The organism is Pseudomonas mandelii, assembly GCF_002251635.1.
GTDB lineage: Bacteria > Pseudomonadota > Gammaproteobacteria > Pseudomonadales > Pseudomonadaceae > Aquipseudomonas > Aquipseudomonas mandelii_B.
This window is the reverse complement of sequence record NZ_NMOJ01000251.1, coordinates 25,200-38,398: the sequence shown is the minus strand read 5'-3', so window position 1 is coordinate 38,398 and position 13,199 is coordinate 25,200. Positions and strand designations below refer to the sequence as shown.

Below are 13,199 nucleotides of genomic sequence, written 5' to 3'. Positions count from 1 at the left end.
CACTGACTCACCGTAGATCGTAGGCTCCAGCGGCGCAGGCGCTGCCAAAGTCTACGATCGTGTGCGCCCTTCAGGCCGCCAGCTGGCCGCTGGCAATCGCCGCCGANGCNGCCACCATNGCCCGCAACAACACCGCACACCCTGCCGCCAGGTCATCCGGCGCGGCGTTTTCGATTTCGTTGTGGCTGATGCCGCCTTCGCANGGCACAAAGATCATCCCGGCCGGGCCGAGTTCGGCGACGAAGATCGCGTCGTGCCCTGCCCCGCTGACGATGTCCATGTTCGACAGCCCCAACCCATTCGCCGCGTCACGCACAGCGTCCACGCAGCCCTTATCGAAATACAGCGGCGGGAAGTCGGCGGTGGGTGTCAGTTCGAAGGTCAGGCCGTGTTCCTCGCAGGTGGTTTCTATGACTTTGCGCACCTCGGCAATCATCGAATCCAGCCGCGTCGGTTCCAGATGACGAAAGTCCAGGGTCATGCGCACTTCACCCGGGATCACATTGCGCGAGCCAGGATAGGCCTGCAAACAACCCACGGTGCCGCAGGCGTGAGGTTGATGGCCGAGGGCGGCGCGGTTCACGGCGCCGACGACCNCNGCGGCGCCCACCAGGGCATCCTTGCGCAGGTGCATCGGCGTNGGGCCGGCGTGGGCTTCGACGCCGCGCAGTTTCAGGTCGAACCACTTCTGGCCGAGGGCACCCATGACGATGCCGATGGTTTTGTGTTCGTCTTCGAGGATCGGGCCTTGCTCGATGTGCGCCTCGAAATAGGCACCGACGGCGTGGCCGCTGACCGTGCGTGAGCCGGCGTAGCCGATGGCGTTGAGGGCTTCGCCAACGGTGACGCCATCGGCATCGACTTTGGCCAGGGTTTCTTCGAGGGTGAATTTTTCNGCGAACACNCCGGAGCCCATCATGCACGGCGGGAAGCGCGAGCCTTCTTCGTTGGTCCACACCACCACTTCCAGCGGCGCTTCGGTTTCCACGTTGAGGTCGTTGAGGGTGCGCAGCACCTCGACACCTGCCAACACGCCGAAGCACCCATCGAATTTACCGCCCGTGGGCTGAGTATCGATATGGCTGCCGGTCATCACCGGTGGCAGGTTGGGATTGCGTCCCGGGCGGCGNGCGAAGATGTTGCCGATGGCGTCGACGCTGACGGTGCAACCGGCGTCTTCACACCAGTTGACGAAAANGTCCCGGGCCTGGCGGTCGAGGTCAGTCAGGGCCAGGCGACAGACGCCACCCTTGACCGTGGCGCCGAGCTTGGCCAGGTCCATCAGCGATTGCCACAAGCGGTCGCGGTTGATGTGCTGATGGGTGGATTGCAGAACGTCCAGGGCAGCGTTCATGGTGATCTCCTCAGGCAGTTGTTATAGGTTTTTTCAGGTATTTCATCGGTGAATTCGAGGCCGTCATCGCGGGCAAGCCCGCTCCCACAGTGAATCGGGTTNCCTGTGGGAGCGGGCTTGCCCGCGAAGAGGCCAGTGCTCACACCGCCGATTTCACGACAGTCGGGCTAGGCCGCATCGAGCACAACCCGTAATAAATCAGCCCCCCCAGCGCCGAGCCGGTAAACCAGCCATAACTGTAAAACCAGCTGAACGCATCGCTGCCAAGAGACAGCAGCGTCAACACCACCGGCACGCCGAAGGCGACAAAGCCACTCCAGTTCCACGCCGGGTACACGTCATCGCGGTACAGGCCGGCCAGGTCCAACTGCTGTTTGCGGGTGATGAAGTAGTCCACCACCATGATCCCGGCAATCGGCCCCAACAGGCTCGAATACCCCAGCAGCCAATTGGAGTAAACCGTCTCCAGGCTCAGATCCGAAACGATCAATCCAAGCTTCTTCAACAGCTCATGGGCCATCAGCGCCAGACCAACAAGACCAGTGAGGATCACCGCTTTCGTGCGGTTGATAAGCTTTGGCGCGACGTTCTGGAAGTCGTTGGTGGGCGAGACGATGTTGGCTGCGGTGTTGGTGGACAACGTGGCGATGATGATCAGCAGCATGGCCAATGCCACCCACACCGGGCTCTGGATATGCCCGATCAGCGTCACCGGATCAGAGACGCTGACACCCACCAGTTTCACCGACGCGGCGGTCATGATCACGCCGAGGGCGGCGAACAGGAACATGGTCAGCGGCAGGCCGAAAATCTGCCCGAGGATCTGGTCCTTCTGGCTTTTTGCGTAGCGGCTGAAGTCTGGAATATTCAGCGATAAGGTGGCCCAGAACCCAACCATCGCGGTCAGGCCGGCGGCAAAGTAACTGACCACGCTCGCACCTTCCGGGCGCTTGGGCGGGATCGCCATCAGTTCGGTCATCGACACGTTCGGCATGGCCCACACCAGCAGGCCTACGCCCACCAGTACCAACAACGGTGCGGAGAGGGTTTCCAGCCATTTGATCGAGTCCGCACCGCGCAGCACCACCCACAAATTCAGGGTCCAGAAAATCATGAAGCCGATCACTTCACCGGTGCCGCCGAGGGCTTTCCAACCCTCGAAAATCGAGCCCAGAAACAGGTGAATCGCCAACCCGCCAAACATCGTCTGAATACCAAACCAGCCACACGCCACCAGCGCCCGAATCAGACACGGCACGTTGGAACCGAGAATGCCAAAGGAGGAACGCAGCAATACCGGAAACGGAATGCCGTACTTGGTGCCGGGAAACGCGTTAAGGGTCAGCGGGATCAATACGATGATGTTGGCGAACAGAATCGCCAGCAGCGCTTCGCCGACGCTCAGACCAAAATAGGCAGTGAGCACGCCGCCGAGGGTGTAGGTCGGCACGCAGATCGCCATGCCAACCCACAGGGCGGTGATGTGCCATTTGTTCCAGGTTCGTTCGTGCACCTTGGTCGGTGCCATGTCGTGGTTGTAGCGAGGGCTGTCGAGGACGTCGGGGCCGGCGTCGAGTTCGTACAAGCCGTCGCGCTCGGTCACTTGCGATCTGATCTGTTGCATGGCCGCTCCACTGTTCTTTGAATTATTTTTTGCTCATCAGGGGCTGGTGGCATCAATAAGCGTGCCGGCCACCCCGTTTGCGCATCGGGCAGTTCCACAAAAACTTCGCAACCAACTGATGTTTATCAGTTTTTATATACAGTCCAAATGGTCCCTCGGTTACTTGCCTGTCCACTCAGGCCGAATGCCGGGCAAGTTGTCCGAACCGTCAGGACTCAATCTGGTGCATGGGTCTTTTTTTCAAAGTTGCGCATCAACCATAGACCATCCTCAAGCAGCTGATTTCACATAAGAAATCTCGTTCATTTTGGGAACCTGTCAAGTGCGTCAAAATGGTTCGGGGCCACACCATTTTGGTGAATTAACAATTTATTTGTTATTAATCAATACGTTAAAACAGACATAAGCTTATAAAAAATATTCTTGCTCATTCCATTAACTCAGACTAGCTTCTATTCCTGACAGCGCTGACAGGAATACTCCTGTTTGCGCCCGCTTCATATAAAACATCTAGAATCGACATAAGTCGGTCATTGCCTGCGAGGAACTCGGAATGTCTCTGTTGATCCGTGGCGCCACCGTTATTACCCATGATGAAAGTTATCGCGCCGACGTCTATTGCGCCGACGGCGTGATTAAAGCCATCGGCGACAATCTTGATGTTCCGGCCGGCGCCGAAGTGCTCGACGGCAGCGGCCAATACCTGATGCCCGGCGGCATCGACCCCCACACCCATATGCAATTGCCCTTCATGGGCACCGTGGCCAGTGAGGACTTTTTCAGCGGCACGGCGGCAGGCCTTGCAGGGGGCACCACGTCGATCATCGATTTCGTGATCCCCAACCCGCAGCAGTCCTTGATGGAAGCCTTTCACCAGTGGCGCGGCTGGGCGGAAAAGTCGGCATCGGATTACGGTTTCCACGTCGCCATTACTTGGTGGAGCGAACAGGTTCGCGAGGAAATGGCGGAGCTGGTCAGCCACCATGGCATCAACAGCTTCAAGCATTTCATGGCCTACAAGAACGCGATCATGGCGGCTGACGACACCCTGGTCGCGAGCTTTGAACGTTGCCTGGAATTGGGCGCAGTGCCCACCGTGCATGCGGAAAACGGCGAGTTGGTGTACCACCTGCAACGCAAGTTGATGGCCCAGGGCTTCACCGGGCCGGAAGCGCACCCGCTGTCGCGCCCGTCCCAGGTGGAAGGTGAAGCGGCCAGCCGCGCGATCCGCATCGCCGAGACGATCGGTACGCCGCTGTACCTGGTGCATGTATCAACCAAGGAAGCACTGGACGAAATCACCTACGCCCGTGGCAAGGGCCAGCCGGTGTACGGCGAAGTGCTCGCCGGCCACTTGCTGCTGGACGACAGCGTCTACCAGCACCCCGACTGGCAAACCGCTGCGGGCTACGTGATGAGCCCGCCATTCCGCCCGCGCGGGCACCAGGAAGCGCTGTGGCACGGCCTGCAATCGGGCAACCTGCACACCACCGCCACCGATCACTGCTGCTTCTGCGCCGAGCAAAAAGCCGCCGGTCGCGACGATTTCAGCAAGATCCCCAACGGCACTGCCGGTATCGAAGACCGCATGGCGCTGCTGTGGGATGAAGGCGTGAACACCGGGCGCTTGTCGATGCAGGAGTTTGTCGCGCTGACGTCGACCAATACCGCAAAAATCTTCAACCTCTACCCGCGTAAAGGTGCGATACGCGTGGGAGCCGATGCGGATCTGGTGCTGTGGGACCCCCAGGGCACGCGCACGATTTCCGCCAAGACCCACCACCAGAACGTCGACTTCAACATCTTCGAAGGCAAGACCGTGCGCGGCGTGCCGAGCCACACCATCAGCCAGGGCCGGGTAGTGTGGGCCGATGGTGATCTGCGCGCTGAGCGTGGTGCCGGGCGGTATGTCGAACGGCCGGCTTATCCGGCGGTGTTTGATTTGCTGAGCAAGCGGGCGGAGTTGAACAGGCCGACTGCCGTCAAGCGCTGAGAGCGGCCTTCGGCCTATCGCCAGCGAGCCGGCTCCTACAGGGAGAATGCATTTCAACTGTAGGAGCCGGCTTGCTGGCGATGGCGTCGGCCCAGACAACACGAATACCAATGCCCACCAGAGGCATCACCTCAAATAACCGTGAGGCCAACACCGTGATCAAGTCCCTGAACCACCTCCCGCATCCCTACGAGAATGCGGCCGCCCTCGCCGGTCATTTCACCGACCTGGCACCGCCNNTCAACGCCCGCCAGGCCCAATTGGAAGCCTCGCGCTGCCTGTATTGCTACGACGCGCCCTGCGTGAATGCGTGCCCCAGCGAGATCGATATCCCGTCGTTCATCCGCAATATCCACACCGAAAACGTACAGGGCGCGGCGCAGAAAATCCTCTCGGCGAATATCCTCGGCGGCAGTTGCGCGCGGGTGTGCCCCACCGAGATCCTGTGCCAGCAAGCCTGCGTGCGTAACAACGCCGAAGAATGCGCGCCGGTGCTGATCGGCCTGCTGCAACGCTACGCCATCGACAACGCGCACTTTAGCGAACACCCGTTCCAACGCGCTGCACCGACCGGCAAACGCATCGCCGTGGTCGGCGCCGGGCCGGCGGGTTTGGCGTGTGCCCATCGCGCCGCCTTGCACGGCCACGACGTGGTGATTTTCGAAGCCAGGGAAAAGGCTGGCGGCCTCAACGAATACGGGATCGCCAAGTACAAACTGGTGGATGACTATGCGCAGAAGGAGCTTGAGTTCCTGCTGCAGATTGGCGGCATCGAAATCCGTCACGGCCAGAAACTCGGCGAGAACCTGACCCTCAGCGAATTGCATCAGCAATTCGACGCGGTGTTTCTCGGCCTCGGCCTGGCCGCCAGCAAGCAACTCGGCTTACCCCACGAGGACGCCCCCGGCCTGCTCGCCGCCACCGACTACATCCGCGAACTGCGTCAGGCCGATGACCTCANGCAACTGCCTCTGGCNGATCATTGCATCGTCCTTGGTGCGGGCAATACCGCCATCGACATGGCCGTGCAAATGGCCCGTCTCGGGGCCCACGACGTGAATTTGGTGTACCGCCGCGGCGTCGAGGAAATGGGCGCCACCGACCACGAACAGGACATCGCCAAGGCCAATCAAGTGCGCTTGCTGACGTGGGCACAACCTGAAGAAGTGCTGCTCGATGACCAAGGCAACGTGCGCGGCATGCGCTTCGCCCGCACGCACCTGGTGGACGGTCGTCTGCAAACCACCGGCGAAACCTTCGAGCTGGCCGCCAACGCGATTTTCAAAGCCATCGGCCAGGCCTTCGATGCCAGCGCCCTCGCCGACCCGATGGCACGCGAACTCCAGCGCCAGGGCGACCGCATCCAGGTCGATGAACAGCTGCGCACCAGCATCCCCGGCGTGTATGCCGGCGGCGACTGCACCAGCCTCGATCAGGACCTCACCGTGCAAGCCGTGCAGCATGGCAAACGGGCAGCCGAGGCCATCAACGTTCAACTGATGCTCAACGTGGAGGCTGCGTAATGGCCGATCTCTCGATTGTGTTCGCCGGTATCAAAGCCCCCAACCCGTTCTGGCTGGCCTCCGCGCCGCCCACCGACAAGGCCTACAACGTGGTCCGCGCTTTCGAAGCGGGCTGGGGCGGCGTGGTGTGGAAAACCCTCGGTGAAGACCCGGCGGCGGTCAACGTGTCGTCACGCTACTCGGCGCATTACGGCGCCAACCGTGAAGTGCTGGGCATCAACAATATCGAGCTGATCACCGACCGTTCCCTGGAGATCAACCTGCGGGAAATCACCCAGGTCAAAAAGGACTGGCCCGACCGCGCGCTGATCGTGTCGTTGATGGTGCCCTGCGTTGAAGAATCGTGGAAATNCATACTGCCGCTGGTGGAAGCCACGGGCGCCGACGGCATCGAGCTGAACTTCGGTTGCCCCCACGGCATGCCGGAACGGGGCATGGGCGCGGCGGTCGGCCAGGTGCCGGAATACGTGGAGCAGGTGACGCGCTGGTGCAAGACGTATTGCTCGCTGCCGGTGATCGTCAAGCTCACGCCGAATATCACCGACATCCGCGTCGCCGCCCGTGCAGCCCATCGCGGCGGGGCCGATGCGGTGTCGCTGATCAACACCATCAACTCGATCACCAGCGTCAATCTGGAGCGCATGGTCGCCAATCCTACCGTCGGCAGCCAAAGCACCCACGGCGGTTATTGCGGTTCGGCGGTGAAGCCGATTGCACTGAACATGGTCGCTGAAATCGCCCGCGATCCGCAGACCCAGGGCCTGCCGATCTCCGGCATTGGCGGCATTGGCAGCTGGCGTGATGCAGCAGAATTCATCGCCCTGGGCAGCGGCTCGGTGCAGGTGTGCACGGCTGCGATGCTGCATGGGTTTCGAATTGTCGAGGAGATGAAGGATGGGCTGTCGCGGTGGATGGACAGCCAAGGCTACACAAGCTTGCAGGAATTTTCCGGGCGGGCGGTGGGCAATACCACGGACTGGAAGTACCTGGACATCAACTATCAGGTGATCGCCAAGATTGATCAGGCCGCGTGCATTGGCTGCGGACGCTGCCACATTGCTTGCGAAGATACCTCGCACCAGGCGGTGGCCAGTTTGAAGCAGGCAGACGGAACGCATAAGTATGAAGTGATTGACGATGAGTGCGTGGGCTGCAATTTGTGCCAGATCACCTGCCCGGTGGCCGATTGCATTGAGATGGTGCCGATAGAGACGGGNAANCCGTTTCTGGACTGGAATCATGATCCGAGGAATCCGTACCATGTAGCCGTTTGAGTTCTGCGGCGTCTGACAGGACGCCATCGCGGGCAAGCCCGCTCCCACAGGATTCTCTGGTGTACACAGCCTGTGTGTACGACATGAATCACTGTGGGAGCGGGCTTGCCCGCGATAGGGTCGGCAGCAACAACGTAAATCTCAAGGCTCCAACCCGATCCCCCGCAATATCACACTTGTCACCGTCTGCACCGCCCGCTCGAACTGCATGTCCGACAGCGGCTGATGGTCATTGAGGATATTCACCTGATGATCAAAGTCCGCGTAATGCTGGGTCGAGGCCCAGATCATGTACAGCAGGCTTGAAGGTTCCACCGGCAGGATGCGTTTGTCGTCCACCCACTGGCGGATTTTCGCTTCTTTCATCTTGGCCCAGTCGTACAGGCTTTCGTCCAGCGCCTCACCCAGTGTCGGCGCGCCGTGGATGATTTCATTGGCCCAGACTTTCGAGCCATACGGCCGCGTACGCGAGCGCTGCATCTTGGCGCGGATGTAGCTGCTGAGCACCACCCGTGGGTCATCGAAGGTTTCAAAGCTCAGGGCATCCTGCTTCCACAGCTCCAGCAGGTCGAACAGCACCGCGCTGTACAGCTCGCTTTTGGTGGTGAAGTAGTAATGCAGGTTGGAGCGCGGCAGTTGCACCTCTTCGGCGATGTCAGCCATGGCGGTGCTGCCATAGCCTTTCTCAGCGAAGACTTTTTCGGCCCCGAGCAAAATCTTCTCGACGTTACTGCGACGAATCTCGATCTTGTGATTGCCCATGAGGGCTCCCTGACTACAGCGTTGGCCAAGACTAGCATCCGCTCTACCTCGCGGCGACAAGGGAAAAACTAAACTTCGTTTACCCAGGTGCTCGCAGGTAAACTGGCGCTTCTTTCGACCTGCCTCCGAGGTATTCACGATGCTGCTCAAGCAAGCCGAACCACCGCTTTCGCGAGCAAGCCCGCTCCCACAGGGATTCGACGACAACTCGTCAAGTCATCGTATAACTTCTGATTGACAATCCCTGAAAGCCCCGCAAATAATCGCCCAAATGTTGTACGACGACGTACGACAAATAATAAAAACAACAAGAAAAAAGGGAGCCTCACTGTGAGCAAACTCGTCCGCAATTCCTTCGCCAGCACCCCTCGCCCGACCTTTGTACGCCGCACTACCCTGAGCCTGATCGGTTGCAGCGGCCTGGCCTTTGCCTTGCCGATGACCAGCTATGCAGAAGGTTTCGTTGATGACGCCAAAGCCACGTTGAACCTGCGTAACGCCTACATCAATCGCAATTACACCAACCCGGCCTATCCCCAGAGCAAGGCTGAGGAATGGACGCAAAACTTCATCCTCGACGCCAGGTCCGGGTTCACCCCGGGGCCCGTCGGTTTCGGCGTGGATGTGCTGGGCCTGTACTCGCAAAAACTCGACGGCGGTAAAGGCACGGGCGGTACACAGCTGTTGCCGATCCACGACGACGGCCGCCCTGCCGACAATTTCGGCCGCATGGGCGTGGCCCTCAAAACCAAAATNTCGAAGACCGAACTGAAGGTCGGCGAATGGATGCCGGTGCTGCCGATCCTGCGCTCCGACGACGGCCGCTCCCTGCCGCAGACCTTCCGTGGCGGCCAGGTCACCTCCACCGAGATCAGCGGCCTGACGCTCTACGGCGGCCAGTTCCGCCAGAACAGCCCGCGCAACGATGCGAGCATGGAAGATATGTTCATGAACGGCAAAGCCGCGTTCACCTCCAACCGTTTCAATTTCGGCGGCGGCGAATACAGCTTCAACGACAAGCGCACCCAAGTCGGCGTGTGGTACGCCGAGCTCAGCGACATCTACCAGCAGCAATATTTCAACCTGACCCACAGCCAGCCCATCGGCGACTGGACCCTGGGCGCCAACCTGGGTTATTTCAACGGCAAGGAAGACGGCAGCGCCCTCGCCGGCGACCTCGACAACAAAACCGCGTTCGCCATGCTCTCGGCCAAATACGGTGGCAACACCTTCTACGTCGGCCTGCAAAAACTCAGTGGCGACGATGTCTGGATGCGGGTCAACGGCACCAGCGGGGGCACGTTGGCCAACGACAGCTACAACTCCAGCTACGACAACGCCAAGGAAAAATCCTGGCAGTTGCGCCACGACTACAACTTCGTCGCCCTCGGCATTCCCGGCCTGACGATGATGAACCGCTACATCAGCGGCGATAACGTGCACACCGGTGCGATCACGGATGGCAAGGAATGGGGCCGCGAATCGGAACTGGCCTACACCGTGCAAAGCGGCCCGCTGAAGAACCTCAACGTCAAATGGCGCAACGCGACCATTCGAAAGAGCTTCAGCACCAACGAATTCGATGAAAACCGCATTTTCATCAGCTACCCGATTTCGTTGTTGTAAGGCGTTTGTTCTGGCTGGCTCAAACCTGTGGGAGCGTCAGTGTGAAGTACAGAGCGATGCAGCACTGCGATGACCCTCCGTCATTTTCAACCAAAGTCGCGTTGACAAGACTCGGAAAGCCTTACGATACTTCGACAAAGTCATACGACAACCTACAACAATAATTGCGCACTCAGGGACTCCCATGACCACCACTTCCACAGCCCCTTTCAATCGCCTGTTGCTGACCGGTGCCGCCGGCGGGCTGGGTAAAGTCTTGCGCGAACGCCTGCGCCCTTACGCCAAGGTGCTGCGCCTGTCGGACATCGCCAACATGGCCCCGGCCATCGATGATCGCGAAGAAGTCGTCACCTGCGATCTGGCGGACAAGCAAGCCGTGCACCAGTTGGTCGACGGCGTGGACGCGATCCTGCACTTCGGCGGCGTATCGACGGAGCGCTCGTTTGAAGAAATCCTCGGCGCCAACATCTGCGGCGTCTTCCACATCTACGAAGCCGCACGCCGCCAGGGTGTAAAGCGCGTGATCTTCGCCAGCTCCAACCACGTGATCGGTTTCTACAAGCAAGGCGAAACCATCGACGCACATTCGCCGCGCCGCCCGGACAGCTACTACGGGTTGTCCAAGTCCTACGGTGAAGACATGGCGAGTTTCTACTTTGATCGCTATGGCATCGAGACCGTGAGCATCCGCATCGGCTCCTCGTTCCCCGAGCCGCAAAACCGCAGGATGATGCACACCTGGCTGAGTTTCGATGACCTGACTCAATTGCTCGAACGCGCGCTGTACACGCCGAACGTCGGCCATACCGTGGTCTACGGCATGTCCGACAACAAGAACGTCTGGTGGGACAACCGTTTCGCGACCGCCTTGGGCTATGCGCCGCAGGACAGCTCCGAAGTGTTCCGCGAAAAAGTCGAAGCGCAGCCGATGCCCGCCGCGGATGACCCGGCCATGGTTTACGAGGGTGGCGCGTTTGTGGCGTCCGGCCCGTTCGGTGACTGAACCCGCTGACTTCACTTGATCCCCACAACAAAAACCCAAGGGAATGAGTTGCCATGCAAGCCGAACTGATTGTCGATGCCCGTAACGCGGTCGGTGAAAGCCCGGTCTGGGTCCACGAGGAAAACGCCCTTTATTGGGTGGATATTCCTGCCGGTGGATTGCAACGCTGGAGCGCCGACAGCGGTCATGTCGATGCCTGGACAGCCCCGGAAATGCTCGCCTGTATTGCCCGTCACCGCGATGGCGGCTGGGTGGCCGGGATGGAAAGCGGCTTCTTCCATTTGCAGCCGCACAACGACGGCAGCCTCGACAGCGAACTGCTGGCCCACGTTGAACATGCCCGCGTCGACATGCGCCTGAACGACGGTCGCTGTGATCGTCAGGGCCGTTTCTGGGCTGGCAGCATGGTGCTGAACATGGGCGCCAACGCCGCCGATGGCACGTTGTATCGCTACAGCGCCGGGCAACGCGGGCCGCTTGAAGCGCGACTCGACGGCTTCATTGTGCCCAACGGCCTGGGCTTCAGCCCGGACGGCCGGACGATGTACCTGTCGGACTCCCATCCGCTGGTGCAGCAGGTCTGGGCCTTCGATTACGACATCGAAACCGGCACGCCGTCCAATCGCCGTGTGTTTGTCGATATGCAGCAGTACCCCGGGCGCCCCGACGGCGCAGCGGTAGATGCCGACGGCTGCTATTGGATCTGCGCCAATGACGCCGGGCTGATTCACCGCTTCACCCCCGAGGGTCGCCTCGACCGTTCCCTGAGCGTGCCGGTGAAAAAACCCAGCATGTGCGCCTTCGGTGGCCGTCGACTGGACACGCTGTTCGTGACCTCGATTCGCCCCGGTGACGACCATGACCCGCAATCATTGGCCGGCGGCGTGTTCGCGCTCAATCCCGGCGTCAAAGGTTTACCGGAACCGCTGTTCAACGACCTGCTTTAACCGCTTCTGCTGCACCGCTGCGCCTTGAATACAAAAAAAATAACAAACTGGAGACACCCCCAATGGACTTCAAACGCACCTTGCTCGCCGCTGCACTCCCCTTGGCCTTCACCCTCAGCAGTGCCGCCCAGGCGCTGGAAATCAAATTCGCCGACATCCACCCCGCTGGTTACCCGACCGTAGTGGCCGAGGAACAACTGGGCAAAACCCTGGTGGCCGACAGCAACGGCACCCTGACCTTCAAGATGTTCGCCGGCGGTGTGCTCGGCTCGGAAAAAGAAGTGGTTGAACAGGCTCAGGTCGGCGCCATCCAGATGGCCCGGGTCAGCCTCGGCATCGTCGGGCCGGTAGTGCCGGACGTGAACGTGTTCAACATGCCGTTCGTGTTCCGCGACCAGGCGCACATGCGCAAAGTCATCGACGGTGACGTCGGCGACGAGATTCTCGACAAGATCACCAACTCCGGATTCAACCTGGTCGCCCTGGCCTGGATGGACGGTGGAACGCGTAACATCTACACGAAAAAACCGGTGCGTAAACTTGAAGACCTCAAGGGCATGAAAATCCGCGTGCAAGGCAACCCGATGTTCATCGAAACCATCAACGCCATGGGCGGCAACGGCATTGCGATGGACACCGGCGAGATCTTCAGCGCCTTGCAAACCGGCGTGATCGATGGCGCGGAAAACAACCCGCCGACCCTGCTTGAACACAACCACTACCAGAACGCCAAGTTCTACAGCCTGACCGGCCACTTGATCCTGCCTGAGCCGATCGTGATGTCGAAAATCACCTGGGACAAACTCACCCCCGAGCAGCAAGTCCTGGTGAAGAAAACCGCCAAGGCCGCACAGGCGCAGGAGCGCACCTTGTGGGACGCGAAATCCGCCAGCAGTGAAGAAAAACTCAAGGCCGCTGGCGTCGAATTCATCACCGTCGACAAGAAACCTTTCTATGAGGCCACCGCCTCGATCCGCGAGAAATACGGCGCGCCTTACGCCGACCTGATCAAGCGCATCGAAGCCGTTCAGTAACCCTCCCTGCCCTCATGAAAGGCCCGGCGCCGTTGACGTTGGTGTATGTCAGCGCGCGC

The 13,199-nt window shown here is 60.1% G+C and carries 11 protein-coding genes; 8 read left to right on the top strand and 3 right to left on the bottom strand.

Features of this window, described 5'->3' with window-relative positions; genetic code table 11:
- Window positions 1–70: 70 nt before the first annotated feature.
- Together B7L09_RS30885 and B7L09_RS30880 are read right to left on the bottom strand one after the other, a co-directional pair.
- Window positions 71–1,354: a Zn-dependent hydrolase gene (locus tag B7L09_RS30885; RefSeq protein WP_094471983.1), complete on the bottom strand. Its 1,284-nt coding sequence runs from the start codon at window positions 1,352–1,354 to the stop codon at window positions 71–73.
- Window positions 1,355–1,493: 139 nt separating this feature from the next.
- The gene (locus tag B7L09_RS30880) at window positions 1,494–2,978 is read right to left on the bottom strand and encodes an NCS1 family nucleobase:cation symporter-1 (RefSeq protein ID WP_094471982.1); all 1,485 of its coding nucleotides are present in this window, start codon (window positions 2,976–2,978) and stop codon (window positions 1,494–1,496) included.
- Between B7L09_RS30880 and B7L09_RS31880 the strand changes: the two genes are divergently transcribed.
- The 4 genes from B7L09_RS31880 (at window position 2,977) to preA (ending at window position 7,768) form a co-directional block, all read left to right on the top strand.
- On the top strand, window positions 2,977–3,270 hold the full coding sequence (locus B7L09_RS31880) for a hypothetical protein (protein ID WP_141213525.1): 294 nt from the start codon (window positions 2,977–2,979) through the stop codon (window positions 3,268–3,270). The genes B7L09_RS30880 and B7L09_RS31880 overlap by 2 nt on opposite strands.
- 261 nt (window positions 3,271–3,531) lie before the next feature.
- Window positions 3,532–4,971, top strand: a complete 1,440-nt coding sequence (gene hydA / locus B7L09_RS30875) for a dihydropyrimidinase (RefSeq protein ID WP_094471981.1) — start codon at window positions 3,532–3,534, stop codon at window positions 4,969–4,971.
- A gap of 155 nt (window positions 4,972–5,126) precedes the next feature.
- A complete protein-coding gene (locus B7L09_RS30870; RefSeq protein ID WP_094472014.1) occupies window positions 5,127–6,494 on the top strand; it encodes an NAD(P)-dependent oxidoreductase in 1,368 nt (455 codons plus the stop codon).
- Window positions 6,494–7,768, top strand: a complete 1,275-nt coding sequence (preA, locus tag B7L09_RS30865; protein ID WP_094471980.1) for an NAD-dependent dihydropyrimidine dehydrogenase subunit PreA — start codon at window positions 6,494–6,496, stop codon at window positions 7,766–7,768. The genes B7L09_RS30870 and preA overlap by 1 nt, the downstream gene beginning before the upstream one ends.
- A gap of 141 nt (window positions 7,769–7,909) precedes the next feature.
- Here preA and B7L09_RS30860 read toward each other — a convergent pair whose 3' ends face one another.
- Window positions 7,910–8,530: a TetR/AcrR family transcriptional regulator gene (locus B7L09_RS30860; RefSeq protein ID WP_094471979.1), complete on the bottom strand. Its 621-nt coding sequence runs from the start codon at window positions 8,528–8,530 to the stop codon at window positions 7,910–7,912.
- Between the two features lie 330 nt (window positions 8,531–8,860).
- Between B7L09_RS30860 and B7L09_RS30855 the strand changes: the two genes are divergently transcribed.
- The 4 genes from B7L09_RS30855 to B7L09_RS30840 all read left to right on the top strand — a co-directional run bounded on the left by B7L09_RS30855 (window position 8,861) and on the right by B7L09_RS30840 (window position 13,140).
- Window positions 8,861–10,156 (top strand): OprD family porin, encoded by a 1,296-nt coding sequence (locus B7L09_RS30855; protein ID WP_094471978.1) that lies wholly within the window; start codon window positions 8,861–8,863, stop codon window positions 10,154–10,156.
- Window positions 10,157–10,340: 184 nt separating this feature from the next.
- Window positions 10,341–11,159: an NAD-dependent epimerase/dehydratase family protein gene (locus B7L09_RS30850; protein ID WP_094471977.1), complete on the top strand. Its 819-nt coding sequence runs from the start codon at window positions 10,341–10,343 to the stop codon at window positions 11,157–11,159.
- 53 nt (window positions 11,160–11,212) lie between these two features.
- On the top strand, window positions 11,213–12,106 hold the full coding sequence (locus B7L09_RS30845; protein ID WP_094471976.1) for an SMP-30/gluconolactonase/LRE family protein: 894 nt from the start codon (window positions 11,213–11,215) through the stop codon (window positions 12,104–12,106).
- 62 nt (window positions 12,107–12,168) lie between these two features.
- A complete protein-coding gene (locus tag B7L09_RS30840; protein WP_094471975.1) occupies window positions 12,169–13,140 on the top strand; it encodes a TRAP transporter substrate-binding protein in 972 nt (323 codons plus the stop codon).
- Window positions 13,141–13,199: the final 59 nt, after the last annotated feature.